26 protein-coding genes are annotated in these 25,106 nt (G+C 41.2%); 19 read left to right on the top strand and 7 right to left on the bottom strand.

Annotation, left to right across the window (positions count from 1 at the left end; genetic code table 11):
- Window positions 1-28: 28 nt before the first annotated feature.
- From I6N90_RS21085 to I6N90_RS21105, 5 genes are all read right to left on the bottom strand, one after another.
- Window positions 29-1,282: a macrolide family glycosyltransferase gene (locus I6N90_RS21085; RefSeq protein WP_197937638.1), complete on the bottom strand. Its 1,254-nt coding sequence runs from the start codon at window positions 1,280-1,282 to the stop codon at window positions 29-31.
- 269 nt (window positions 1,283-1,551) lie between these two features.
- The gene (locus tag I6N90_RS21090) at window positions 1,552-2,544 is read right to left on the bottom strand and encodes a hypothetical protein (protein WP_197937639.1); all 993 of its coding nucleotides are present in this window, start codon (window positions 2,542-2,544) and stop codon (window positions 1,552-1,554) included.
- A 171-nt stretch (window positions 2,545-2,715) separates the two neighbouring features.
- Window positions 2,716-3,483 carry a MerR family transcriptional regulator gene (locus I6N90_RS21095; RefSeq protein ID WP_197937640.1) on the bottom strand — a complete coding sequence of 256 codons (768 nt, stop codon included), beginning with the start codon at window positions 3,481-3,483 and terminating at the stop codon, window positions 2,716-2,718.
- Entirely contained in the window at window positions 3,458-4,387 is a 930-nt protein-coding gene (locus tag I6N90_RS21100; RefSeq protein WP_197937641.1) for a DUF2268 domain-containing protein, read from the bottom strand. Before I6N90_RS21100 ends, I6N90_RS21095 begins: the two co-directional genes overlap by 26 nt.
- Before the next feature lie 107 nt (window positions 4,388-4,494).
- The gene (locus I6N90_RS21105) at window positions 4,495-4,854 is read right to left on the bottom strand and encodes a winged helix-turn-helix transcriptional regulator (protein WP_197937642.1); all 360 of its coding nucleotides are present in this window, start codon (window positions 4,852-4,854) and stop codon (window positions 4,495-4,497) included.
- 187 nt (window positions 4,855-5,041) lie between these two features.
- On the opposite strand from I6N90_RS21105, the gene I6N90_RS21110 reads away from it, so the two are divergent.
- The 3 genes from I6N90_RS21110 (at window position 5,042) to I6N90_RS21120 (ending at window position 7,631) form a co-directional block, all read left to right on the top strand.
- Window positions 5,042-5,689 (top strand): nitroreductase family protein, encoded by a 648-nt coding sequence (locus tag I6N90_RS21110; RefSeq protein ID WP_197937643.1) that lies wholly within the window; start codon window positions 5,042-5,044, stop codon window positions 5,687-5,689.
- 108 nt (window positions 5,690-5,797) lie between these two features.
- Window positions 5,798-6,457 carry a type A chloramphenicol O-acetyltransferase gene (catA, locus tag I6N90_RS21115; protein ID WP_197937644.1) on the top strand — a complete coding sequence of 220 codons (660 nt, stop codon included), beginning with the start codon at window positions 5,798-5,800 and terminating at the stop codon, window positions 6,455-6,457.
- Window positions 6,458-6,851: 394 nt separating this feature from the next.
- Entirely contained in the window at window positions 6,852-7,631 is a 780-nt protein-coding gene (locus tag I6N90_RS21120) for a formate/nitrite transporter family protein (RefSeq protein WP_197937645.1), read from the top strand.
- Window positions 7,632-7,661: 30 nt separating this feature from the next.
- Here I6N90_RS21120 and I6N90_RS21125 read toward each other — a convergent pair whose 3' ends face one another.
- Window positions 7,662-8,420 carry a Crp/Fnr family transcriptional regulator gene (locus I6N90_RS21125; RefSeq protein WP_332262490.1) on the bottom strand — a complete coding sequence of 253 codons (759 nt, stop codon included), beginning with the start codon at window positions 8,418-8,420 and terminating at the stop codon, window positions 7,662-7,664.
- Window positions 8,421-8,659: 239 nt separating this feature from the next.
- On the opposite strand from I6N90_RS21125, the gene I6N90_RS21130 reads away from it, so the two are divergent.
- The 15 genes from I6N90_RS21130 to I6N90_RS21195 all read left to right on the top strand — a co-directional run bounded on the left by I6N90_RS21130 (window position 8,660) and on the right by I6N90_RS21195 (window position 23,067).
- Window positions 8,660-9,121, top strand: coding sequence for a GAF domain-containing protein (locus I6N90_RS21130; protein ID WP_197937647.1), 462 nt, complete (start codon window positions 8,660-8,662; stop codon window positions 9,119-9,121).
- Window positions 9,122-9,170: 49 nt separating this feature from the next.
- Window positions 9,171-9,824, top strand: a complete 654-nt coding sequence (locus tag I6N90_RS21135; RefSeq protein ID WP_197937648.1) for a response regulator transcription factor — start codon at window positions 9,171-9,173, stop codon at window positions 9,822-9,824.
- 1 nt (window position 9,825) lies between these two features.
- Window positions 9,826-10,947 (top strand): PAS domain-containing sensor histidine kinase, encoded by a 1,122-nt coding sequence (locus tag I6N90_RS21140; RefSeq protein ID WP_442950978.1) that lies wholly within the window; start codon window positions 9,826-9,828, stop codon window positions 10,945-10,947.
- 527 nt (window positions 10,948-11,474) lie between these two features.
- On the top strand, window positions 11,475-12,008 hold the full coding sequence (locus I6N90_RS21145; protein ID WP_197937650.1) for a DoxX family protein: 534 nt from the start codon (window positions 11,475-11,477) through the stop codon (window positions 12,006-12,008).
- Between the two features lie 23 nt (window positions 12,009-12,031).
- Entirely contained in the window at window positions 12,032-14,650 is a 2,619-nt protein-coding gene (adhE, locus tag I6N90_RS21150; protein ID WP_197937651.1) for a bifunctional acetaldehyde-CoA/alcohol dehydrogenase, read from the top strand.
- A gap of 28 nt (window positions 14,651-14,678) precedes the next feature.
- Window positions 14,679-16,958 (top strand): formate C-acetyltransferase, encoded by a 2,280-nt coding sequence (gene pflB / locus I6N90_RS21155; protein ID WP_197937652.1) that lies wholly within the window; start codon window positions 14,679-14,681, stop codon window positions 16,956-16,958.
- A gap of 32 nt (window positions 16,959-16,990) precedes the next feature.
- Window positions 16,991-17,707 carry a pyruvate formate-lyase-activating protein gene (pflA, locus tag I6N90_RS21160; protein WP_197937653.1) on the top strand — a complete coding sequence of 239 codons (717 nt, stop codon included), beginning with the start codon at window positions 16,991-16,993 and terminating at the stop codon, window positions 17,705-17,707.
- A gap of 16 nt (window positions 17,708-17,723) precedes the next feature.
- A complete protein-coding gene (locus I6N90_RS21165) occupies window positions 17,724-18,155 on the top strand; it encodes a universal stress protein (protein ID WP_197937654.1) in 432 nt (143 codons plus the stop codon).
- Window positions 18,156-18,188: 33 nt separating this feature from the next.
- Window positions 18,189-18,827, top strand: coding sequence for a molybdenum cofactor guanylyltransferase (gene mobA / locus I6N90_RS21170; RefSeq protein ID WP_197937655.1), 639 nt, complete (start codon window positions 18,189-18,191; stop codon window positions 18,825-18,827).
- A gap of 675 nt (window positions 18,828-19,502) precedes the next feature.
- Window positions 19,503-20,036, top strand: a complete 534-nt coding sequence (locus I6N90_RS21175; protein ID WP_197937656.1) for a hypothetical protein — start codon at window positions 19,503-19,505, stop codon at window positions 20,034-20,036.
- Window positions 20,037-20,099: 63 nt separating this feature from the next.
- The gene (locus tag I6N90_RS21180; RefSeq protein WP_332262495.1) at window positions 20,100-20,627 is read left to right on the top strand and encodes an O-acetyl-ADP-ribose deacetylase; all 528 of its coding nucleotides are present in this window, start codon (window positions 20,100-20,102) and stop codon (window positions 20,625-20,627) included.
- An 8-nt stretch (window positions 20,628-20,635) separates the two neighbouring features.
- Window positions 20,636-20,761, top strand: a complete 126-nt coding sequence (locus I6N90_RS25160; RefSeq protein WP_269669541.1) for a hypothetical protein — start codon at window positions 20,636-20,638, stop codon at window positions 20,759-20,761.
- Between the two features lie 81 nt (window positions 20,762-20,842).
- The gene (locus I6N90_RS21185; RefSeq protein WP_197937658.1) at window positions 20,843-21,466 is read left to right on the top strand and encodes a hypothetical protein; all 624 of its coding nucleotides are present in this window, start codon (window positions 20,843-20,845) and stop codon (window positions 21,464-21,466) included.
- A gap of 127 nt (window positions 21,467-21,593) precedes the next feature.
- Window positions 21,594-22,631, top strand: a complete 1,038-nt coding sequence (locus I6N90_RS21190) for an FUSC family protein (protein WP_197937659.1) — start codon at window positions 21,594-21,596, stop codon at window positions 22,629-22,631.
- Window positions 22,632-22,803: 172 nt separating this feature from the next.
- Window positions 22,804-23,067 (top strand): hypothetical protein, encoded by a 264-nt coding sequence (locus I6N90_RS21195; RefSeq protein WP_232243221.1) that lies wholly within the window; start codon window positions 22,804-22,806, stop codon window positions 23,065-23,067.
- 559 nt (window positions 23,068-23,626) lie between these two features.
- On the opposite strand, the gene I6N90_RS21200 is transcribed toward I6N90_RS21195, so the two are convergent.
- The gene (locus I6N90_RS21200; RefSeq protein WP_197937661.1) at window positions 23,627-24,019 is read right to left on the bottom strand and encodes a RidA family protein; all 393 of its coding nucleotides are present in this window, start codon (window positions 24,017-24,019) and stop codon (window positions 23,627-23,629) included.
- Window positions 24,020-24,724: 705 nt separating this feature from the next.
- On the opposite strand from I6N90_RS21200, the gene I6N90_RS21205 reads away from it, so the two are divergent.
- Window positions 24,725-25,105 carry a VOC family protein gene (locus I6N90_RS21205; protein ID WP_197937662.1) on the top strand — a complete coding sequence of 127 codons (381 nt, stop codon included), beginning with the start codon at window positions 24,725-24,727 and terminating at the stop codon, window positions 25,103-25,105.
- The last annotated feature ends 1 nt before the right edge of the window (window position 25,106 follow it).

Consider the following 25,106-nt stretch of genomic DNA (forward strand, 5'->3'; position numbering starts at 1 on the left):
AAAAATTTAATGCCATAAATCTGCTCGGCTATGAGGATTGTGATGCTGCGATTGTTGCGCCACGCTCCCGCTCTACATATGCGGCAATCTCATTAATTGCATGATCTAAAGGCTGGAAGCTAGCTTTTATCGATGTACTTCGGTTTCTAAACGTCGAATCAGACAGCACTTGCTGTACCGCTTCCCGTAGCTCCTCCGCACTTGGAACCATATTTCTTATGTAAACCCCGATTCCAGCACGTTCTATCATTACAGCACCCATAAATTCATCGAACGCTTGTGGTATGACCACTTGCGGAACCTCAAAGCATATGCTTTCGTACACGCTGTTCGTACCTGCATGATTAATAAACACGGTTGCCCGCTCTAGTATATCAAGCTGCGGTACGTAGTTGCGGACGATAAAATTGTCCGGAATACCTTTAAGGTCCTCCACCCGCAAATGGTATCCCACCGACATCACTACTTGTACATCAGATTGACCAAAAGCTTCAAAGCAGTTCAAGAATAGGTCCTCCAATTCGTTCAAGATCGTACCGAATGAAATATAAATTAACGGCCTGCCATCGAGCAGTTCGAAAGGAAATTCCACTGTCTCGTTGCGCGGAGTAATTGAATAACCAGCAAATAAATAGCTATCGTCGAACGAATCGGGGAATAAATAAAATGATTTGGAGCTATATAAAATATTTAGTTTCTCTTTGCTGCCGAGAATATCATTTATGACATTAACTTTATTTAGTCCGTATTTTGTTGCGATCGTCTTGGAGGACATATCGACCAGTCTCCGGTATAGATCAGCACTGTTATAATTTTTATAGACCGAATCATCTTCAATCCGAATAATGTTAGACATAAAAAAGTCAGGGTCATAATTCGCCATTTCGTCGATATATGCGAACGTAGCGAATGCCGAAATGCCAGGAACACCAAGCAGCTGGGCAAATTCTTTCCCCCAATATGCAAATGCATCATGAATAATGTAATCAGGTTTCCATGCAATAACCTCATCGCGGAATCGTTCTACGAGTTCTCGGCTTTTATCCAAAATGTAATGGGAGAATAGCAGGAACGTATCGACGCGATCTCCTTCACGCATTTCGAATCCACCCATATCCCCATAGCTGCGAAATTGAGCGCCGGTTGCTTCAATTTTTTCACGGAACGGTTCACTGGAATAGTAGAGAACTTCTTCCCCTTTCTCAACGAGTGCCCGTATTAGCCCGAGCGATACATTGATATGTCCATGTAAATCGATTCCAAAATAGATTAGCTTAGACATTACATTCCTCCTTCTTTAATATGCTAAATAGGAAATCTCATTAAACGTGTAGACACCACCTTTCAACATCAACAAACATTTTATATCTAATAAAAACAATTTCTATCAAAAATCGGTAAATCCTCTTTCTTTATGTTCAGAATAGCACTTACTAGCGCCTTCAATTTAAAAAATCGCCATTCTCTTCAGCTGATTAAGCTGAAGGGAGGGCGATTTTAGCAAACACTTATGCCTTTTAATGATGGAGAAACGGTGTATTCATAGTCGTGTTATGGTGCGTACTCCATCATTTCAATTTCACCGATCGACAAGAAACCCGCCCCGCCGTTAGCAGTTACGTTCAAACGATACTTAATATATGCGATAGAATTGTTAAATTCGAACGATTGTTTGACGTTATATTGCCAGCCTAAAACATTGGTTCGAGAGTCAAGAGTAACCCATGAGGACCCGTTCCATCCTTCAAATGTCCAATTTTTTGGCATATAACTTACAGCGTTGTTGATGTTGGGTTCGAGTGTATATTTGGTTATCGTTTTTGCCGATGAGAATTGGTATGCAATCCACCCCGTCGTTCCGCTAGAGTTATGCCAATGATTTTGATTGCTCGTTGTATTGTCGAATGCTTTCCAAGCATCGTAAGCGCTGCTCCATATGCTGCTGGCGCTAGCTATGCCGGAGGGAGCTGTATTGGATGTCAGATGTGGGATGACGTCTCCGGTATACGCTTTTTCCATCAATTCCAATTCGGCAATGGATAAATAGCCTGCTCCACCGTTTGCGGTAACGTTTAAGCGGTATTTCGTATAAGGCGTATTATTGGTAAATGTGAATTCTTTTTTGACATGCCATGCCCAGCCAGTTACATTGACACGAGTATCCAGAACGACCCAACTGCTGCCGTTCCAAGCTTCGAACGTCCAATTTTTTGGTGCATAACTAACGTGGTTGTCGTTGTTTGGTTGAATCGTATATTTGGCGATACGTTTGGAGGACGTAAATTCGTAAGCGATCCATCCGGTAGAGCCGCCGGCTATGCTTGTATGCCACTGACTTTGGTTCGCGCTAGTGTTGTCAAAGACTTTCCAAGCCTCATGATTACTGTTCCATATGCTGCTCGCGCTTGCCGTACCTGAAGGATTAGTATTGGATGTCAATTGCGGGACAAGATCAGCTGTATAAGAAATAGCAGATGCACTCAAGCTGAACATTGCAGTAATCATACATAGCAAAACAAATACAATGGACAATTTTCTCTTCATTTTACGATCACCTCATCAGTTATTGTATGTAGCTAAATGTTTGAAAATGGATTGGGTGTGTGCGTTCACTCTAAAGATGTTATTAAACGGAATTCTGGATTATTATCTTTTTTTTATGGGTAAGGAAATTAAGAAGTGGCGGTGTACAAAAAAAAGACAGAAGGGCATGTATTACTCCTTCTGTCTTTCGATATGATGCATAATAGCGTTGTACAGAAATTCAGCTAAGTCCCCATTGCTAAATTGATTGATATAATTTTTGAATCGATTATCATAGTTATACGAATTTGCAATACAAATTAACATTTCTGTGTCACATGCAATAGATTGTTCAAGATGGTTTTTCCATTCTAGAACTAATTGTTGTACCTCATCAGAAGCAGGGGTTTGATTCATACAGATAGCCATTTTATTAAAAATATGTTCCATGTTTTGTTTGAATTCGGAATCTAATTTCGCTCTCTCACTAGGAGAGCGCTTATTTTGTTTTTCCTCAAAAGCTTGATATGTTTCTGTTTCTCCATAGATGAGCTTCGCTTCTCGATCATATTGTTCTTGTAGGGGTAAAGCGGATGAATGATTGAAAATGGATAAGTGATACAAATCTTTTCCTGATACATACTTATCTAACGCAGTAATGATTGTTTCTAGTTGTTGTTTTTTTAATAATAACGTTTGGCTATGCTTTTTTAATATTTCTCTCTGTTCTTGTTTCGTATGTGTCAAAATGTTCGCAATTTCTTTAAGGGAAACGTCCATTGCTTTTAAAAATAAAATCGTTTGAAGCTTTTCTAAATTGTCCCTATCATAGAGCCGATAGCCATTTTCTGCGTGGTAAGACGGTTTTAACAAATTAATTTTATCGTAATAATGCAAAGTTCTTTTAGTTATACCTGTAATTTGAACGATGTCTTTAACTGCAAATAATGGTTTCTTCATCCCAAAATCCTCTAGTTTCTTCTAGTATTAGGTTAGCAGGGGTAATGGTAGCTTCATAGATCGTTTCCCCTGTTTTTTCTAAATAATATTTAATTAAATAATAGCCACAGGCGTAACCCGCTGCATAAGGCAAATTGACCGGCGTACAGTTTTGAAGTTTTGCTAATTCGTCACCATACAGATAAGGTGTAATATTTTCAAAGCCTGTTAGTTGCAATTGATCCTTGAGCACAGGCTTAATTTGCTTATTAAGCATTTCCATAGTTGTTTTCGTAACCCAAGGGCCAAGAAACTCGTCCCCGTAGATAGAAGTAGCGAAGTTTTCTGCTAATCCCTCACTAACGATAAATTCACCTAATGTAACAGCGGAATGATCCCACTTAATAAATTGATAGCGAACATTATGATTGCATTCGTGTGCTAAGGCAGCCTTCATTCGCGGTATTGTATATTCATTTGGCACAAGTACACCAAAGATATAACCTGGAATACCTCCTTCACCACTATATCCTTCATTTAACATTAATAACGGGCTATTTGGGTTCCCTAATAGAATAGTGAATAAATAATGAGAAACAGGGAGGTTCACGCCGTGCTTTATAAATAAATGAAAGCTTTTCTTAACTGCTTCTTCACACTCATACCAGAACGAGTCTGATGAAATTAAGTCGAGGTCTACTAAAATTTCAGTAGTCATTTGAGAAGGTGAGATAGCCGTTAGATTATTCAACGCAATAACATCAAAGCCATTAGGCTCCGCAGCTTTATAAGGAATATGCTGTATTTCCCATTTCCTCATAAATGGAGCCATCATCTCTTGTCTGAACAACTCAACCTTTTCTTCTTGCGGAGCATGTAAAACGTTTCGATAGATATGATCTGAACGTAGTGCCGTAATTTTCATTTGTTCCACCCCTTATTTGGTATAGTTTTCACTATGCACTATGACGTTGCGTTACAGTCAAGGGGTTAACTGTGAGCAAATTTCAGGAATGATTGCAGCTAAAATAATCAAATAGGATCATTATCGGTTTTAATGATAACTTCACCATTTGGATATTTGTCCTTTATGTATTTGTCTCCCCAATCATAAAGTCCCTTCAAAACTTCCTTTAAGGATTGTCCATACTCTGTAAGAGAGTACTCAACTTTAGGTGGCACTTGGTCATATGCTTTTCTAGCTACTAGACCATCTCGTTCTAGCTCTCTTAATTGTTCAGTGAGCATTTTTCTTGTAATCCCTGTTACTAATCGTTGTAGTTCTCCTGACCGTGTTGGTCCGTTAGTTAAGTGGTATAAAATATGCAGTTTCCACTTTCCTTCAATTAACTTTACTACTAACTCGCATCTATTATTAAATTCTGCCCTCATTTGTAACTCCTTCGTACATTTATAGGTACTTTTTCGTGTCTATGGTACAAAAAAGTACGTACTTTTTATTTTCTATGTACTATACCATAATAAGATTCATCAGCAACGTATGTGTCATACACATTAAAAATAGGTTTCAGAGTAAGCAGTATCACATAAATAAATAATAGTAAGGGGTAGAGTCAACATGAAAACAGAAAATCGTACAGCAGACTTTTATGATATTATCCGTAGCCGTCGTTCGGTTCGCACTTATGATTCTTCAGCTAAAATGACAGAAGGAGAACTAAAAGAGATTCTTGAAGAGGCTATGCTTGCACCAAGCGGAACAAATTTAAACCCTTGGCGGTTTATGGTGTTCACTGACCCTGCTGAGAAAGCCAAGCTTTTTCCGATCGCTTTTGGTCAACAACAAGTTGTTGATGCATCTGCAATCATTGTTGTTTTGGGAGATATGAATGCTTATACAGTCGAGAATGCTAATAGAATTAATCAAAGAGCTGTAGATGCTGGCTATATGACAGATGAGGTTAAAGATATTATTAACAACGGTGTAGAGAACTATTATGGCTCTGCAAATGAACAAACGAAAAAAGAGTGGCAAATGCTAGATGGAGGCTTATTAGCAATGCAATTCATGTTAGCTGCCAAAGCAAGAGGATACGATACCATACCTATGCTTGGTTACAGTATTGAACAATTCCGCAATGAGTTTAACGTTCCAGAAAACCTGGTTAACATCCTAATGATTGCTGTTGGTAAAGCGAGTGGACCAGCCTATCCAACCGTTAGATTAGGTGTTGATGAGGTAACTACTTGGAATGGAGTGGTATAATTATCATAGCTGTAAAATCTCATGAGGGATTGTGATGGGGATATGGTTAAATCAGTTCAGTAGACCTCCTAAAATGAACAATGCAATAATTTTAGGAGGTCAAAATAAATGATTTTTAATCCAATTGACATGAATAACTGGAATAGAAAACCCTATTTTGAACATTATTTAAACGATGTCAGATGCACCTATAGTATGACTGCAAACATTGACATTACCCTTCTGCTTTCAGAACTTAAGATTAAGGGGGTTAAGTTGTACCCTGCACTCATTCATATGATAGCTACGGTAGTAAATTGCAACAGTGAATTTCGCACATGTTATGATTCTGAAGGCAGATTAGGTTATTGGGAAAGCATGTCTCCTAGCTATACTATTTTTCATAACGACGATAAAACTTTTTCAAGCATTTGGACGATGTACAAAGAAGAATTTGATGATTTTTATAGCTGTTATAAAGATGATCTAAAAATGTACGGCAATGTTAAACAATTTACTCCTAAAGCAAACGAACCATCGAACACCTTCCCCATTTCTAGCATTCCGTGGGTTAACTTTACGGGTTTTAACCTGAACGTTTATAACGAGGGAATTTATTTATTACCCATCTTTACGATGGGGAAATATGTTCAGCATGATGGAAAAATACTATTGCCAGTATCCGGGCAATTCCACCATGCCGTTTGTGACGGCTACCACGCAGGCTTGTTTTATAATGAGCTGCAATTACGTGCAAATACATGTAGGGAATGGTTGCTAAGCAATTAATTTAGCCATTTTGTTTGGCAAAAAGGAACGATAACGCAATAATAACGGCAGTCTAGGACTTTGTTTTCTTGTCCTAGGCTGTCGTTTTTTTGAACACCTAAGTGATTATTATCACAGCGATATACGACCATTCGTGATGTAATGAAGGTAGGTCAAAGATACATATTATGAATCTAGGAGTGTTGATCATGCATTTCGAATATCTACATCCTGCGGATCAAAGTATTCTGATGATGGGACGAATCTACGACTACGATATGACCACAATTTCAGGGGAGGAACCACTTAATAGTGGAAGACAACGGAGATATTTAGATTTTCTTTGCTGGGAAAAAGACCGAAAGATCCCTTTCGAATAGTTGTAAAACATATAGGCAGGCAAGGGGGAACATCCGTGGGATCAACAAAACCAGACCAAATCGCTTTTATAACGATAGAAAATGGGATTAAAAAAGCAAATTTGCCTTTATTATCTCAAATCGTGTTGGGATTCGCAGCGGGGGCTTTTATTGCAATTGGCTTTTTATTAAGTATAAGGGTTAGTGGAGGCATGCCAATGGAGTGGGAAGGCTTCAAAAGCTTTATTGGCGCAGCCGTCTTCCCACTGGGGCTGATCTTATGTTTAGTAGCGGGCGGAGAATTACTCACAGGAAACATGATGGTTGTACCGATGGCTTGTTACGCCGGTAAGGTTCCTTATCGGAAGTGGGGAATTAATTGGTTGGTCATTACAGGAAGTAATTTTATCGGAGCTATTTTTGTAGCTTATGTATTCGGTCATGTTGCAGGCATGACGGAGCAGGGGCCGTATTTGGATCAAATGGTAGCTTTAGCTCATTCCAAATTAGAAGATTCATTCCTAATTGCTTTTATATCTGGTGTTGGCTGTAACTGGTTAGTTGCGCTTGCGGTTTGGATGGCCTATGGATCAAAAGACGGTACTGGGCTAATTTTAGGCATATGGTTTCCGACGATGGCTTTTGTAGCGCTCGGATTTCAGCATGTAGTGGCTAATATGTTTTTAATTCCTGCTGCGATCTTTGCAGGGCATGCGACATGGGCGGAATTCGCAACCAATTTTGTTCCTGTCTTTTTAGGTAATGCCGTTGGTGGAAGTATATTTGTTGCAGGTATTTATTGGACCGCCTATATGAAGAAAAAAACGACAGCTTAGTTTAGAAATAAGTCCTTCTTTAGAGCTATATCAAATCCGGCAAACTTCCTTCGGGCAGCTAGGACATGCGGGACAATGGCACATTAGCCTCAATGCGTTGAGGTTTAAAATAATGATTCGACCTTTGACGATGTCAATTGTTCCGTCCTCCTTTAATCCATTCAACATGCGGTTCACACTTTCCCTTGTTGTTCCGATGAAATCGGCAAGTTCAGCATTCGTAAGTTTGAGACTAATTCGGATACCCTCTGCACAGGCAATGCCATATGAATTGGCCAAACGAATAAGAGTAGAAGCAAGCGCCCCTGGTTTGCCGAATAGGAGAAGATCACGGAATTTGGATTCAGTTACCCGATGCATGAGGGCAGTCCAGTTAAGGAACCGAACAGCAAAGTCCCCATGACGATATAGTAGAATCTCAAGATCTTTCCACTGAATGACACCAAGCTCCGCATTTTCAATGACCTCAGCGCTAAAGCTATGTACCCCGCGCATACCGTCTTCTGGTTCGCAGAGCATGTCTCCAGGCTGAAGAATCGATAAAATAAAGTCTTTTCCATCTTCAGTAGATTTTCTTAGTTTCACTTTACCAGAGCGAATATAATACAGCTTGCCTGTCGGCTCACCTTCCCAGAACAGGAAACTGCCTGCTTCGGCACGTTTAGGATACATGAGTTCTTGAATTCTGGCGAACTGCTCCTCCGAGAAAAAATTTTCAATACCAAGGGGATTTTCTTTCTGTACAGTACCCTTGTCTGATTTATTCCATTCGGTTTCGTTCATTACCATATCCGCCAACCCCTTTTACTTGATAATTTCATCATATCCCTCGCGGATAGTAATTGTTATCAGGGAAAGTCCTGATTTTAATAGAGGGAATTCCCTTAAATTACTGTGCGAAATATCACAAATGTAAAGAAACTAGAGGTTTTCCTCCTCTATAATTCAGGGATGTCCCTGAATTACATCCAATGGCAACTAGGTTACACTTAAATTCATATAAGGCTACAAAGAAAGGAGGGAGTTGCATGGAGAGTTTAGAGTCTACCTTCATACTAGAATTAAACAGGCTACGAGGTGAATTAAGCAGCGACTTCTGCGCGTTAGCGATGCTTGATGTGGACGGATTTACACTTAAATGGAAGCTCGCATCTGGCAATGAAAATGAACGGTTTCGCAAAATGACCTTTCGATATGGAAAAGGTTTATCTGATACAGTAGTGAAGGTAGGGCGAGCTGTATCGCTGAATCTCACGGATATTATCTCTTCTCGCCAAGTACATGAATATCCGATTCTAATAGCCGAAAGTTTAAGGTCTGCTTATGCAGTTCCCTTGCAGGATGGAATCAAAGTAATAGGCGTGTTACTCGTAGGAGATCGGAAAAATCGTATCTATCGTGTAGATGAAAAGCGGGTCGTTTTGCAAGCTGGCGTACGAATGTCTGCAGTCATTTCGCATAGTTCGCCTAATCGGATTCTTTTAAATTAATATGGTAAAATAAATTAACTGGTTTTTAACTATCGGGAGGGGAAATCGAATGCTTCGTATATTAGTGGTAGACGATCACGCTGTCGTTCGTTCGGGACTTATCTTGTTACTCGATGGCAAACACAACATGCACGTGATCGGGGAAGCGGCAGATGGTGATGAGGCTATCCAGAAAGCTATCGAGCTGAAGCCGGATATCGTACTTATGGATCTAAGCATGCCCCACGGCAAAAATGGACTGAGCGCGACGGAAGAGTTAAAGAAGCTACTACCGAGCACGTCTGTATTAATTTTGACGATGCACGATGACGAAGAATATTTGTTCCGGGCTATTCATGCCGGAGCTTCCGGATATATATTGAAGAGCGCCCCGCATGAGGAACTGCTGAAAGCCATTGTTCATATCGCATCGGGTGATGCTTATTTGTACCCATCTGCAACGAAGCGACTGATAAAAGATTATTTAGATAAAATTAAAAACGGTGAGCATGTTGATTCTTACGAGTCGCTATCAATCCGTGAAAAAGATATATTGGCTAAAGTTGCCCAAGGATATTCCAATAAGGAAATTGGAGAACAGCTCTTCATTAGTGTGAAGACGGTAGAATCCCACAAAAGCAATCTGATGGAAAAGCTAGATTTAAAAACGCGGCCTGATCTCGTCAAATTTGCGATGAAGAAAGGACTGTTGAACTTTGAGTGAACTGGGCCAGAGGGAACAATATCCGTCTGAAAATATCGCAGTCAATGTCGTTTCTCTGCTCGAACAGTTAGATGGTAATGTTCATGATCCCGAACTGAGAGTGCTTTTGAAGCGAACGCTTAAGCAACTTGCTGATGTTAAATTTGCGCTGGACGAAGCATCTATCGTAGCAGTTACAGACCATAAGGGAACGATTCAATACGTAAATGATAAGTTTTGTGAGATTTCAGGTTATACAAGAGAAGAATTGCTTGGACATGATCACCGCCTTGTTAATTCAGGCTATCATGGGAAGTTGTTTATTCGTGACCTCTGGAGGACGATATCCTCTGGCCAAGTATGGCGGGGGGAAATAAAGAACTGTGCCAAGAACGGCAGGGAATATTGGGTCAATACAACAATTGTTCCATTCGTCGACTCTGAGGGCCATCCCTATCAATATCTTGCTATTCGTCATGAAGTAACGCAATTGAAGGAAACGGAAGAAGAACTGCAATTCATGGTATCTCAGATGATGCAGGTCCAGGAGGAGGAACGTCGTCGTTTCTCGCGGGATTTGCACGATGGGATCGGTCAAAGCTTGTTTTCCTTAAAGATCTCCCTTGAGCGTTTGATGCAAGATGGTGGCGACGTAAGATTAGAAGCATTTGGCGAGCAAATCTCTCAATTGATGACAGAAGTTCGTGAGATGGCGTGGGAGCTTCGTCCCTCTGTACTAGACGACTTAGGTATTGTGCCTGCACTGAGAACCTATTTTGAAAATTTCGAGCGTCATTACGGAATCCGAATTCGATTTCACTGTAACCTAAAGAAGAGATTGCCTCTGCTTGTGGAAACGACAATTTACCGCGTTGTTCAAGAGGCACTAACGAATATCGGTAAATACGCTGATGTGTCCGAGGCATCTGTAGCGCTGCAAGATAGGGATACGAATGTTGAAGTTGTAATCGAAGACAAAGGGATCGGATTCAAGCGGAAGGAAACAAGCCAAGGGGTTGGCTTATTCAGTATGGAGGAACGCGCAAGAGTTGTATCTGGCGAGTTGCGTATCCATTCGGAGCGGGGAGTAGGTACAACTGTTAAGCTGTATTTGCCCATCGAATCGCCTGATAGCAGTAGATAGTTGCATAATAGTTAATGGTTTATCGATAGAGGGCACTATCTTATAAATAGAGAAATCTATTTATAAGATAGTGCTTTTTTTGTGTTTAGCCCGACATTTGCGGGTTAAAGCTTCTGTATCTTGTTTTTGCAGAGGATTAACCCGACATTTGCGGGTTAAAGCTTCTGTATCTTGTTTTTGCAGAGGATTAACCCGACATTAGCGGGTTAAAGCTTCTGTATCTTGTTTTTGCAGAGGATTAACCCGACATTTGCGGGTTAAAGCTTCTGTATCTTGTTTTTGCAGAGGATTAACCCGACATTTGCGGGTTATCGCTCTGCATTTTGCTCTTCCTGAGGGTATGTCCCAAAAGCCATAGGCTTTTCGGACAACTTTTTTGTGCCTAGTTCGTGGCATCCGATCTACTATGTGATTTATTTCACAAAAATCTTTCAGATGTGATGAACATCACATTCAGAAATCGAATTCTCATCCATAATGAGGGTGTACAGATAAACAAAACACAGTGTTGGAGGGAGATGACCATCATGGTCATGAAATGGTTTAGAGAAAATGTATGGGTTGCTGTCGCGATAACGTTGCTGAGGATTTATGTAGGTTGGGATTGGATGGTCCATGGATGGGAGAAGATGACTGGCGGATTCGACGCAACAGGCTTCCTGAAATATGCGATAGGAAAGCCGGTGGCTGACAAAGCCACGCAAGAAGCCTTGTTTCCTACTTACAACTACTTTCTAGAACATTTTGCATTACCGAATGTGAAACTAATTAACTTCCTTATCCCAGTTGGCGAATTCTTGATTGGTCTTGGACTTATTGTAGGTGGATTGACACTTACCGCTACATTCTTCGGGATGATGCTGAACTTCATGTTCCTCTTCGCGGGAACGGTAAGCACGAACCCTTGGCTATTAATGCTCTTAGTTATCATTTTCATCGCTGGAACAAATGCTGGACGCTTCGGACTTGACGCTTATCTTACACCATTGCTTCGTAAAGGTTGGGCTAGGGTGACAGGTAAACCCAAAAAAGATGCCAAGAGCAAAATTATACCGCACTGACAAAACTTATTGGAGGCTAGATTATGGCGATCAAAGAAGTTAAAAAAAATGTACAGACGGTGAGTGTATCCGCTCAGGAAGAAGTAAACAAACTGGCGGAACGAGCGAAGCGGGCACAAGCTGCTTATATGCAGCTAGATCAGGAGCAAGTGGATCGAATTGTTCAGCAGATGGCGCTTGCAGGACTAGACAGGCATATGGTTTTGGCGAAAATGGCAGTTGAAGAAACTGGACGCGGTGTGTACGAAGATAAAATTACAAAAAATATGTTCGCTACAGAATCCATTTATCATAGCATCAAAGGCGTAAAAACAGTTGGAGTCATCGAGGAAAACAGTTATGAAAGCTACCGCAATATTGCCGAGCCGGTAGGCGTAATCGCTGGTATTACTCCAGTAACGAATCCAACATCGACAACCATGTTTAAAGCTTTAATTGCAGCTAAGACACGTAATCCAATCATCTTCGCTTTTCATCCGTCTGCCCAGCGTTCTAGTAGTGAATCGGCAAAGACACTATTAGATGCAGCGGTCGCAGCAGGAGCTCCAGAGCACTGTATTCAATGGATAGAGTTACCTTCCGTGGAGGCGACACAATTGCTTATGAATCATAAAGACGTTGCACTTGTACTAGCAACCGGCGGTTCAGGAATGGTGAAGGCTGCTTATAGTACAGGGAAACCTGCACTTGGCGTTGGACCCGGAAACGTTCCGTGCTTCATTGAGCGGACAGCTAATTTGGATCAAGCGATCACGGATCTCATTTTATCCAAAACGTTCGACAACGGTATGATTTGCGCATCTGAGCAGGCGGTCATTCTCGACGAAGCGATTTATGACGAAGCGAAAAAACGAATGATCGATCAGGGTTGTTATTTCTTGAATAAAGACGAAACGGAAGCCGTTTCCCGCTTAGTCATCAATTCCGAAAAGTGTGCAGTTAACGCAGTCATCGTTGGTCAATCAGCTGTAAAGATCGCTGTGATGGCAGGGTTAACCGTGCCAGCAAATACGAAAATGTTAGTTGCAGAGCTCGAAGGCGTGGGAGAAAAATACCCGTTGTCCGCAGAAAAGCTAAGTCCTGTGCTCGCTTGTTATAAAGTGAAGACGGCGGAAAAAGGGATTGAGCGTGCAGCGCAAATTGTTGCTTATGGTGGGATGGGCCACTCGTCAGTTATCCACTCAAATGATCAATCGGTCATTGCCGCATTCCAAACAAGGCTACAAACGGGACGCATCATCGTGAATGCTCCTTCGACTCATGGTGCTATCGGCGACATTTATAACACAAACCTTCCGTCCCTGACGCTTGGATGCGGATCGTATGGTAGTAATTCCACTACTTCTAACGTTACTGCGGTCAACTTGATTAACGTAAAAAGAGTGGCGTACCGGACAATTAATATGCAGTGGTTTAAGATGCCGCCGAAAATTTATTTCGAACGTGGATCGACGCAATATTTGGAGAAAATGCCGGATATCAGCCGCGTTATGATCGTCACTGACGATGCAATGGTGAGTCTTGGTTATGCAGAAAAGGTTGAGTATTACCTACGCAAACGCAAAACGCCAGTGTCTATTGAAATCTTCTCGGATGTTGAACCTGATCCATCTGTTGATACTGTCGAGCGCGGAAGAAAGATGATGGAGCAGTTCAAACCAGATTGTATCATTGCGCTTGGTGGCGGCTCTCCTATGGATGCGGCAAAGGCGATGTGGTTGTTTTATGAGTATCCAGATACGAACTTCGATTCGTTGAAACAAAAGTTTCTCGATATTCGCAAGCGTATATACAAATATCCTCGTCTAGGTCAGAAGGCGAAATTCGTTGCTATTCCGACAACTTCGGGAACTGGCTCTGAGGTGACATCGTTTGCGGTTATCACTGACAAGAACAAAGGCAACACCAAATATCCGCTTGCCGATTACGAGCTGACGCCAGATGTGGCGATCATCGATCCAGACTACGTCGATAGTTTACCGAAGACAGCAGTCGCTGATACGGGAATGGACGTGTTGACTCACGCAATTGAATCGTATGTATCCGTTATGGCTAACGATTACACCGATGGCCTTGCTCTTAAAGCGATCCAGCTCGTGTTCGAGAACCTTGAATTGTCGTATTCGACGGCTGATCCGAAAGCACGGGAAAAAATGCATAATGCTTCGACTATCGCAGGTATGGCTTTCGCAAATGCATTCCTTGGAATCAACCACAGCTTAGCGCATAAGTGGGGCGGTCAATATCATACGGCACACGGAAGAACAAACGCGATTTTAATGCCGCATGTTATTCGATATAACGCTCAGAAGCCAACAAAGTATGCATCGTTCCCGAAATACGATCACTTTGTAGCCGATAAGCGATATGCGGATATTGCAAGAATGCTTGGACTTCCTGCGCAGACGGTAGAAGAAGGCGTAAATAGTTTAATAGAAGCGATTCGCACGTTGAACCGTTCGCTCGGAATTCCTGAGTCTTTCGCTGAGCTTGGTTTCGACGAAGTAGATTTCGAGGCAAAAGTAGATTATTTAGCGGATCGAGCATTTGAAGACCAATGTACGACGGCTAATCCTAGAATGCCGCTTGTTACTGAGCTAGCTGACGTATACCGCAACGCATTTTACGGGAAGTTCCAATAACACTTGTTAACTGTGGAGGTGTCAAACGATGACAACAACTAATCATTCATGCTCATGTTCAAACATTCAAACGAGCTGTCTTGATGGATGGCGGGGATTTCGGACAGGGCAATGGCAGCGGCAAATTGACGTCAATGATTTTTTAGGACTCAACCTAACCCCGTATGAAGGAGATGAGTCCTTCCTCGAAGAGCCAACTGCAGCGACAGAGCAGCTCTGGGAAATTGTATTGGAACTGATGAAGAAGGAACGTGAGAACGGTGGCGTGCTTGATATCGATACGGAAACGGTCTCTACGATCACTTCACATCAACCTGGATACATTAACCGTGACTTAGAGTGTGTGGTCGGTTTGCAGACAGATGCTCCGCTCAAACGTTCCGTTCAGCCGCTCGGCGGAATACGAATGGTCATTGATGCTTGTGAGGCTTATGGTTATCAGCTTCCTGAGGAAATACAACGTGTATATACCGACATCCGAAAAACACACAATCAAGGCGTGTTTGATGCCTATACGACGGAGATGAAGCTCGCCCGCAAAGCGGGCATCATCACTGGACTGCCGGATTCCTATGGGCGGGGACGGATTATTGGGGATTATCGGAGAGTCGCGCTATATGGAGTCGACCATTTAATTGAAGCTAAGAAGGCTGACATGGTACAGATGGAAACGGATGTTATGACGGAAGAAATCATCCGAGGTCGCGAGGAAATTTCGGAACAAATTCGGAGTTTATCAGAGCTTAAGATGATGGCGAAGTCCTACGGCTATGATATCTCTGAACCGGCAGCTACCGCTAAAGAAGCGGTGCAATGGTTATACTTCGCTTACCTAGCAGCTATTAAAGAACAGAATGGTGCAGCGATGAGTCTCGGACGTGTATCCAGCTTCCTTGATGTTTATATCGAACGCGATATTGCGGAAGGCAGATTGACCGAGAAGCAAGCGCAAGAGCTAATTGACCATCTCGTTATGAAGTTGCGTCTAGTCAAATTTTTAAGAACACCTGATTACAACGAGTTATTCAGTGGCGACCCGACATGGGTGACCGAATCGATTGGTGGCATGGGTTTCGACGGTAAAACTAGGGTTACAAAAAACTCGTTCCGATTCCTTCACACATTATACAATCTCGGTCCTGCACCGGAACCGAACTTGACTGTGTTATGGTCGACCCGACTTCCAGAAGGGTTCAAAAATTATTGTGCTAAAGTGTCAGTCGATACCAGCTCCATCCAATACGAAAATGATGATCTGATGCGCCCGATTTTCGGCGACGATTATGGGATTGCATGCTGTGTATCCGCGATGCGCATAGGCAAACAAATGCAGTTTTTCGGAGCAAGGGCTAACCTTGCGAAAGTACTTCTTTATGCAATAAACGGCGGCGTGGACGAAAAGCTTGGTATTCAAGTTGGCCCGGTACTGGCACCACTATCAGGAGAGACGCTCGATTACGAGGATGTAATGAAACGTTACGACGATATGCTGGAATGGCTTGCAAGGCTGTATATGAACACATTAAACGTCATCCATTACATGCATGACAAATATAGTTACGAACGGATCGAAATGGCTCTACACGATAGCGAAATATTGCGCACGATGGCATGCGGTATCGCTGGGCTGTCGGTTGTAGCTGACTCGCTCAGTGCGATCAAATACGCCAAAGTTAGGCCGATACGAGATGAGAGGGGAATAGCAATCGACTTCGAAATCGAAGGCGAATACCCGCAATATGGGAACAACAACAATCTTGTTGACGATATTGCCATTGATCTAACGGAGAAGTTCATGAACAAGCTGCGTAAACATAAAACGTATCGTGGCGCGGTACCAACTCAATCCGTATTGACGATTACTTCCAATGTGGTGTACGGCAAAAAAACCGGTAGTACTCCTGATGGGCGTAAAGCCGGAGAACCTTTCGCACCCGGGGCAAATCCGATGCACGGAAGAGACCGTAAAGGAGCACTCGCTTCACTGAATTCAGTTGCCAAATTACCATATGCGAGCAGTCTAGACGGAATCTCTAATACGTTCTCGCTCATTCCGAAAGCACTTGGACGAGAGGCGGATACTCGGGTTCGTAATCTAGTATCGCTGCTGGACGGTTACTCAGCTAAGGGCGGGCATCATTTGAATATTAATGTGTTTAATCGGGAGCAATTGCTTGACGCAATGGAGCGCCCAGAGGAATATCCACAGCTCACTATCCGTGTGTCGGGTTATGCCGTTAATTTCATCAAGTTAACTCGTGAGCAACAACTAGATGTCGTTAATCGGACGTTCCACGGTACCGTTTAACACCTAAATGATCGAGAGAGGGGAAAACAACTATGCATACTGGGAGAATACACTCTCTCGATACGTTCGGTACTGTCGACGGACCCGGAATAAGATTTGTCTTATTCATGCAAGGCTGTGCACTGCGCTGCCATTACTGTCATAATCCCGATTCATGGGACACGAACGCCGGAATAGAGAAAACCGTTGATGATATTCTTGCGGAAATCGAGCCATATGTCGAGTATTACAAAAGCTCAGGAGGCGGCATTACCGTATCGGGAGGCGAACCGACGCTTCAGGCCCCTTTTGTGGCAGAGTTATTCAAAGCTTGCAAAGAAAGATGGGGATTGCATACCGCACTTGATTCATCTGGCTTCTGCGAGCCTTCCCATGCGCAAGCGCTTCTGGATGTAACAGATCTTGTGTTGCTAGACCTCAAATTCATTGATTCAGAGGGGCACCGCGAGTTAGCCGGACAGCCAAATGGGCGGATTCTCAATTTTGCCAGACATCTGTCGGAGAGGGGCACTCGGATGTGGATACGTCGAGTTCTCATTCCCGGCTGGACGGATCAATCCGAAGAACTTATTGCTTTGGGAAAATTCATTCGTGAGCTGGCAAGTGTAGATAAAGTCGAAGTGTTGCCTTATCACCGGATGGGCGTGTACAAATGGCGACATCTTGGTATCCCATATCCGCTAGAGGGTGTTACGGAGCCAGAACCTCATGAAGTTAATCGGGCATACCAATTAATCGAGCAACGTTAACACGGGAGGGATTACTATGTTCTATCATCATATATTGGTAGCTTTTGACGGTTCGAAAGCATCCGAAAAAGCGTTGCAGCATGCTATTAGGATCATCGAGGACCATTCGGGGAGCAGACTTACAGTTGCCCATGCTGATTACCGTCCGACGTTCGCAATTGGAGGACTAGGGTGGATCACTCCAGAAGGTTATCATGAGCAGCTACAAGCGTATGAAGAAGCGCTTCTGTTACATGCTAAAGAATTAATTGCCGATCTGCCGTTTGCCGAAATAGTCGTACTGAATGGTAATCCGGCTACGGCTATTCTAGATTACGGGGAAGAGATTAATAGCGATCTTATCGTCATGGGCAGTAGGGGGCTGGGAGCTTTCAAAGAATTTATGCTTGGCAGCGTGAGCCATCATGTCGTCCAGCATTCGAAAGTGCCTGTTCTCATTGTGAAGTAGCTAGGAGCGCAAGGGGAGAAGGAGGGGAAGAAGTTGATTTCGGAATCGATTACTGGTGCTATATTAGCGGGAGGACCGAACACCGGGATGTCTGGCCAGCATAAAGCTTTGCTGATGGTAGGCGGTGAAACGCTTATTCAGCGTCAAATCCGGATTATGCGTGAAGTTTGTACGGAAATCATTGTTATTACCAATACGCCGAAGCCATTTTTTAACCTACTAGATCCTTCTATTCGTATCATTACCGATTACTTTCCAGGGCATGGTCCTCTTGGCGGCATACATGCAGCATTGTATCTCGCGCAGAGTCCATCCGTCTGGGTAGTAGGTTGCGACATGCCGCTACTGTCTGCGGAAGTGGCAAAACGTTTATTGAATAGTCGAACGGAGAGCTGCCAATCGGTAGTACCGATTATCAGCTCCCTTCCTCTCCCCTTGCATGCTATATACGATAAAAGAAGTGCTGAGACTGCTTCAAAGCTGCTTGCAGACGGAGAGAAAGGACTATCGGCGTTTCTTGAAAGTATCAAATGGTTAGGTATTCCGGTGGATAATCACTCGAAGGACGCTGGCGTTTACGATTTTGACTATACCTTTCATAATCAGGATGACTTTGAATATGCTCAAAAGATCCTGGCTACCCATGATAAGGATAGTTCTCTAGTTGATTAGCTCTAAACCGATAACTTGATTTTCATAAAACCTTAATGCATTTCAAAGATAAGTTAGTATAGACGGAAAGAAATAACCATCGTATGAAAAGTACAATTATTACTGTCAATTCCTATAACTACATGGCATTTTAATAGAAGAACTTTTTTAAATACTGGAGTAACTCGATTTTAATACTACTATGCTTCGAATTAACATGTTCCCGACTGTCTTATATACTAATTTTTCGTGAGTATGGGGCGATTTGAAAACTTTTTTCATTCTTAACGTAAATATACAATTATTTTCGACAGTAACTCGATGTGTGTGGCATTCTTAATACAAATATGCTCTTATTTTCGAAAGTAGTTCGATTTAGTGGCCTTTTTAAAGGAGATATACACTTATTTAGAATTATTACTTTATATGAGGTTTTTATTAGCGCATTGGTATATCTCGGTAGCCTGATATAACCAGATAGTTAGAATTAAATATTGGTTAAGCTAATTAATAAACAGGAAAATGTGATCCTACGGATGCAATTTCCTGTTTTTTTGTTGTCGATTATGAATTAGGGCGAGAAATATTCCAGCTTATAGAATAAAATGGAGGATCTTGTTATGATTCTAAAGTATATCCTTTTTGCGGAAAACGAATAGACACTTTATTTTCAACGAACTTGGGAGGAACATGGACATGAGTCAATTTAGCCAAAGTTTTCACCTTAAAACGATTGATCGCACACAGGCAGTGGAACTTATACGTGATGCTGGTAAGTGGGGGTATGTTTACCCAGAAGTGAAGGGATGGGTTTCATTTGTAGTTGAAAATAGACGTGGAAATGCAGACGAAATTATAAGCCAATCAAATCCTAGCATTTTAGTACATTATGTCTTCTTTGAAGATCATATGTGGACGTTAAAAATATACAATAAAGATGAACTTGTGTTTGACTATGAAGCAGACTGGGCAGGAGAAGGGCTAGTTATTGAAAAAAGATTGTTTGATCTTGAGATTTTGAGTGAATTAATTATGCAGGAAGGTAACAGGGTTGATGATCTGGAGCAAATCTTTGATTTTAAGGATGACAAGATAGACTACGATAACCCACCAGCTTATCTAATCGCGCAAAGACTTGGTTTGCAAAATTTCGATTGGATATCAATAGAATATTCAGATAGTTTGGACGATAGTGAATTAGAAGAGATGGGAATAGTAGCAGTCGAATAAATTTCTAACAATACCAAGTTCCTATAAGTGAGGAATCCTATAATGAGAAAGTTGATTGCAGGCATTGAAATACAACTGATGGTTGGTGATATTACTAAGGTTGAAGTCGATGCTATCGTTAATGCCGCTAATACTAGTTTACTTGGTGGTGGTGGAGTAGATGGAGCTATACATAAAGCAGGTGGCAAAGCAATATTAGAAGCATGTATGAAAATCAGAGATCGGCAGGGTGGGTGCTCAGTTGGGGAGGCTGTTATTACTCCAGCAGGCTTATTAAAAGCTAGATTTGTTATACATACAGTTGGTCCCGTGTGGAACGATGGTCGCTCTGATGAAGAATCTAAACTTAGCAGTTGTTATAGTAAATCGTTGGCTATCGCAAATCAGAATGGGGTAGAGAGTATAGCATTCCCTGGTATTAGTACGGGAATATATCGGTTTCCTAAAGATAAAGCGGCTACTATCGCATTGGATGTAGTGAGAAATTATATTCTCAAAAATAGTGGAGAAACATCTATAAAGAGATTTTTATTCGTTTGCTTTGATTCTGAAAGTTATGATAGTTATCAAAGCTATTTGATGGGACTGTAATAACATGAATGAAAAAAAGGACATATAAACCGCTAGATGATCTATCCGCTGAGGAAATACAAGAACAACTAAAACGAAATCAGTTAGATGAACTAATAAGACTACCTTTTTCAGTAGGTGAAAAATCATTATGACTGGAAGTTTGCTACTGAGGATAACAAGCTAAAGTAAATAGAGTACTCGAACTAAATTAAACTAAATAAGGAGGACAAAACATGCCACAGTACTTTTCAGTTGTGTATTCATTTCCTTATTCTTCTGTATCAGATCAGTTTGTTAATCAAATATATTCAATCATTTTTAAGCATTTTCCCTTTAAGTCTGGATATTGGAATTCTGAAAATAATTCCTTAGATGAAATTACAAGATGGAATTCAGAGTTGCTTTTACGTAAATTTGAGCTTGGTTATGATCAACATGTTATGCATAATTATAAACAAATCCTTTTAGCATCTAAACAATATGAGCATCTCAGGATATTTTGGAATTATCATGACGATGAAGTTCAGCTGCACTTAATTGTCCCTGAGTATGAAATATTACTAGATGACGAGGGTTGGAGATTTGAGGGGGAGCATATTATCGCTTTTATAAGCCTCTCGGTAGAATTGTGGGAAAATCAAAAACTAAGTCTTATACAGACTCATCTTGAAATGGATACAGCTGAATCTCTTAGTAATGTATTAAACGGAGTAGTGCCACTATCAAATCCTTTTTGTATTGTGAATGATGAAGTTTTTACGAATTTAGAAAACCAATTAGAAGCTAAATGTTACTGCATCAAGCAGTTAAAAAACGGGGTCATAATAATTGAAAGAGAATATGAAAGTTTATTATAAAAAAAGATATCAAGGTAAAATACATTCACTGCAAGCTTGTCCGATTTGATAACTTTAAACTCCAATTGGATTGATCGCCTCTGTCTGATACAATATGACAGTACAAACTAGTCTAAGGAGGGGCACCATGACATTCGGAGCTCGCATGCTCAAGACTGGAATAGCAGTCACACTGGCCCTGTACATTAGTACATGGCTTGATTTTTCCCCACCGGTAATTGCAGCGGTGGCGGCCATTTTTGCACTGCAACCATCGATATACCGATCTTGGCGGTATTTCCTCGAACAGGTGCAGACGAACACGCTCGGAGCAGCAATTGCATTGCTCGCGGGAACGTATTTTTCAAATGAGCCAATCGCTATCGGTGTTGTCTGTATTCTTGTTATTATGCTCTGTATGAAGCTCAAGATGAGCGAGTCCATCGGATTGACACTGGTTACTGTTGTAGCCGTGATGGAAGCCTCTGGGCAGTGGGATTTTGCACTGAATCGTTTCTTGCTAAGTATGATCGGAATCGTATCAGCATTTGTGATCAATATTGCATTCGTACCACCAGATCCAAGAGTACAATTCAACAAGCAAATCCATTTGGTATTCAATCAGCTTTCCTTGTTGCTTCGCACTGTCATCTCTAACGAGATAAAGGAAAAGGTATTTCGGGAACAAAAACAAGAGCTGGCGGATGGCTTACAATCACTGACGGATAAGTATAAGCTTCTAGAAGAGGAGCTTAAGAAACTGAAGCGGGCGAAGTATCGGCAAACACGTCAGATCGTCGTGTACAAGCAGTTGTTGCACAATTTGCAAAAAGGATTTGAAGTGCTGGAAGCAGTACAAGAGCATTATTTCCAGTCGGACCGAACCCCGGACATGAATAAGTGTTATGATCAGCATTTGGAGAAACTGATTAAGTTTAATGAACATGTGCTACTCAAATTTGATGAAAAGGTAAAGCCAGAAAGTTGGAAATCCGATTCGGTTGAGGAAGCGAACGATTCGTTCATGAAAAACGCGACTAATTGGTACAACGAAGACAAGGACGGCTCGTTCCGACTGTTTATCGTAGCTGCGGCGATTTACGATTATGGGTATCAGACGGTTCGATCGGACCGCTTGGTTGAACGTACAGAGTCGGATGATCAGCAGACTAATTCTTTCTTATAAAGAGTTCTTGAATGACATGACTGCTCTATTGTTCATAAATGTCGGTTTTGTAGAAACGAAGACGATAGAAACAGAGGTGATTTTGTGTTCGATCCTAAGGTCTTCTTCTATTAGTTGTGTCGAACTAATGGCTAAACGAGCCAAAATTTGACCCGACACAGCGGGGATGAAGATGTTTACACTGGAAGAGATAAGATGCTGGGAAAAAGAAACACAATGTAGTGTTAAAACCACTACGAAATACAAGGATCCAAGGAAAGATAAGCAAAAGGATTTCCGTAAGGGAATCAAAGGCGTTCATTACAACAAAGAAAGTAAGCCTGCTAGAAAAGATGATTACCGTCGCTATAGAACACGAATGAAGCGTTTAATGCGTGGAGAGCAATATGAATTGCTTCACGGATATCAACGTACAAGTGGTTGGATTACTTGGTAATATTAATTTGAATAGTTCATTAAGATTAACGGCAGCCTGTTATAGGCTGCCGTTTTTTCATCTCATGTGTAGGTAGAATAGCTATTAACTACTATTAACAAAGATCAAAGGCGAGACAATGAATCGTTTTTTTACGTTAAACAAAATGTTTTTCCTTGTATTTGTAGTGAGCTCAATCATCACATTTTTCATTGTATATAAAGATATGGATAGTTCTTTTTTACATAAATTTGTTCTAGGTTATTTCGTATTTCGTATTTCGTATTTCGTATTTCTTATGTCTTACGCTATGTATTTTATTTGTAAAATTATTATTAATCTAACGAAATTAAAATTGGTTGAATTAAGAAAAAGATTGCTGACATTCTTTTATAGGTTTACTTTTTTTAGTGGTACTTTGTTTCTGTTCAACTTCCTATTTAGGCCTACAGAAATGGATGTTTGGGATTTGAGTATTCCCATTGGATTATCTATAGGTATAACCTTTTACGATTTAATGTTTTTTCGGAAGAAGGAGTAACATATATCAAAATTACTTCATCACATTCCTCCAATACCGTCAGTCTATATCTTTACACGCCCAAGCATCGATTTCGACTTTAAAGCCAGGTGCGGCTAGCGCAACGACATAAATCAATGTCATGCATGGTCGATGATCGCCTAAAAAATCATTTAATATTATTTTTCTTTGTTCAGCCGGAATGTCACCGACCAAATAAAACACTAGCTTTGTTAAATCATGAACGCCCATGTTAGCTGCTTCAAGGTTTTTGAGTATATTGTCTAGTGCCAACTGGAATTGTTCTAAAGGATTATCTGGTACAGCCCCATCTACTTGCATACCTAATTGTCCAGACAGCGTTAACCATTTGTTCGGCCCAGTTACTTCAATTTGATGAACATAAGAGGCTACTGGTGGATGGATTTCCAAAGGATTCCGAGATATTTTCATAGAATGGCTCCTTGTATAGTATAAGAATAATATTCCGTATAAATATTATAATCGCGACTTAAGCAGTTCGCTGAATGAATTGTGTACAAGCATTAATTACATGTATCGAGGATGAGCAAAGGCGACTTGATATACTCTTCAGCGACATTTGGGGAGCAGAAAATCTTGTGAAATGGAATGTGCCTGTTTGGAAGCATGCAGAGTGTTGGCAAACCAGCGGATGCTACTGGATATCGTTAATTTATCGAAGCTTGGGCGAAAAAAAGGTTCTACATCGTAGCGCTAAGCTAAATGTAGAACCCTTTGACTGATTACATATCGTCAAAATTGTAGCATGAACATGAGGAACTAAGAATGTTTATTTGTGTTAGCCAAACCGACGATCATTACGACAAGCACGAGTAGCTGAATGAGTACTTCGTTACTCATATCAATCCCTCCTAGCTACATGTAATGCTCCTTCGTACGGCTTCTCCTCTCGATTCACTGCTGTGTTTGCAAACGTTTCCCATTACATATATATGCGCTAGACATAGTCAATATGTCATTTAATTCAGTGAACTCCATAAGTCTAGAAAGCTGATTGTCGATTATGATAGTATAGAACTTGACCCTATATGCAACAGGTCACTTAATGGGTACTTATAGCAAGGTTTATGAGCTTCGAGTTTGGTAATTATTTAATACAAGGGAGTGGAAAGATCAATGATTAGTAAAATCGCTCAAGTTATGTTGTATGTAAATAACCAAGATGAGGCAAAAGAGTTTTGGACAGAAAAGGTAGGGTTTAAAGTTATAGCTGAAGAGGATAATGGAGAAGGTTTTAGATTTATTGAGATTGCACCAACGACAGGGGCAGAAACAAGCTTTATTCTTCATAATAAAGAGTTCGTTGCTAAGATGTCACCTGGAGTGAATTTAGGCACACCTTCATTAATGTTTGGTTCGGACAAGCTTGAGCAATTGCATGCCGACCTATCAAATAAAAATGTAACCGTTGGAGAAATTGTAACGATGCCTTTCGGAAGGGTATTTAACTTTGCAGATAATGAAAAAAATTATTTTGCAGTTGTGGAACAAAAGTAAA

This window comes from Paenibacillus sp. GSMTC-2017, from assembly GCF_016019935.1.
Lineage (GTDB): Bacteria > Bacillota > Bacilli > Paenibacillales > Paenibacillaceae > Pristimantibacillus.

Coding starts and splice junctions, on each gene's coding strand:
- I6N90_RS21085 (WP_197937638.1), bottom strand. CDS start 1,282: ATGTCTAAGCTAATCTATTTTGGAATCGATTTACATGGACATATCAAT.
- I6N90_RS21090 (WP_197937639.1), bottom strand. CDS start 2,544: ATGAAGAGAAAATTGTCCATTGTATTTGTTTTGCTATGTATGATTACT.
- I6N90_RS21095 (WP_197937640.1), bottom strand. CDS start 3,483: ATGAAGAAACCATTATTTGCAGTTAAAGACATCGTTCAAATTACAGGT.
- I6N90_RS21100 (WP_197937641.1), bottom strand. CDS start 4,387: ATGAAAATTACGGCACTACGTTCAGATCATATCTATCGAAACGTTTTA.
- I6N90_RS21105 (WP_197937642.1), bottom strand. CDS start 4,854: ATGAGGGCAGAATTTAATAATAGATGCGAGTTAGTAGTAAAGTTAATT.
- I6N90_RS21110 (WP_197937643.1), top strand. CDS start 5,042: ATGAAAACAGAAAATCGTACAGCAGACTTTTATGATATTATCCGTAGC.
- catA (WP_197937644.1), top strand. CDS start 5,798: ATGATTTTTAATCCAATTGACATGAATAACTGGAATAGAAAACCCTAT.
- I6N90_RS21125 (WP_332262490.1), bottom strand. CDS start 8,420: ATGGTAATGAACGAAACCGAATGGAATAAATCAGACAAGGGTACTGTA.
- I6N90_RS21130 (WP_197937647.1), top strand. CDS start 8,660: ATGGAGAGTTTAGAGTCTACCTTCATACTAGAATTAAACAGGCTACGA.
- I6N90_RS21135 (WP_197937648.1), top strand. CDS start 9,171: ATGCTTCGTATATTAGTGGTAGACGATCACGCTGTCGTTCGTTCGGGA.
- I6N90_RS21145 (WP_197937650.1), top strand. CDS start 11,475: ATGGTCATGAAATGGTTTAGAGAAAATGTATGGGTTGCTGTCGCGATA.
- adhE (WP_197937651.1), top strand. CDS start 12,032: ATGGCGATCAAAGAAGTTAAAAAAAATGTACAGACGGTGAGTGTATCC.
- pflB (WP_197937652.1), top strand. CDS start 14,679: ATGACAACAACTAATCATTCATGCTCATGTTCAAACATTCAAACGAGC.
- pflA (WP_197937653.1), top strand. CDS start 16,991: ATGCATACTGGGAGAATACACTCTCTCGATACGTTCGGTACTGTCGAC.
- I6N90_RS21165 (WP_197937654.1), top strand. CDS start 17,724: ATGTTCTATCATCATATATTGGTAGCTTTTGACGGTTCGAAAGCATCC.
- I6N90_RS21175 (WP_197937656.1), top strand. CDS start 19,503: ATGAGTCAATTTAGCCAAAGTTTTCACCTTAAAACGATTGATCGCACA.
- I6N90_RS25160 (WP_269669541.1), top strand. CDS start 20,636: ATGAAAAAAAGGACATATAAACCGCTAGATGATCTATCCGCTGAGGAA.
- I6N90_RS21185 (WP_197937658.1), top strand. CDS start 20,843: ATGCCACAGTACTTTTCAGTTGTGTATTCATTTCCTTATTCTTCTGTA.
- I6N90_RS21190 (WP_197937659.1), top strand. CDS start 21,594: ATGACATTCGGAGCTCGCATGCTCAAGACTGGAATAGCAGTCACACTG.
- I6N90_RS21195 (WP_232243221.1), top strand. CDS start 22,804: ATGTTTACACTGGAAGAGATAAGATGCTGGGAAAAAGAAACACAATGT.
- I6N90_RS21200 (WP_197937661.1), bottom strand. CDS start 24,019: ATGAAAATATCTCGGAATCCTTTGGAAATCCATCCACCAGTAGCCTCT.
- I6N90_RS21205 (WP_197937662.1), top strand. CDS start 24,725: ATGATTAGTAAAATCGCTCAAGTTATGTTGTATGTAAATAACCAAGAT.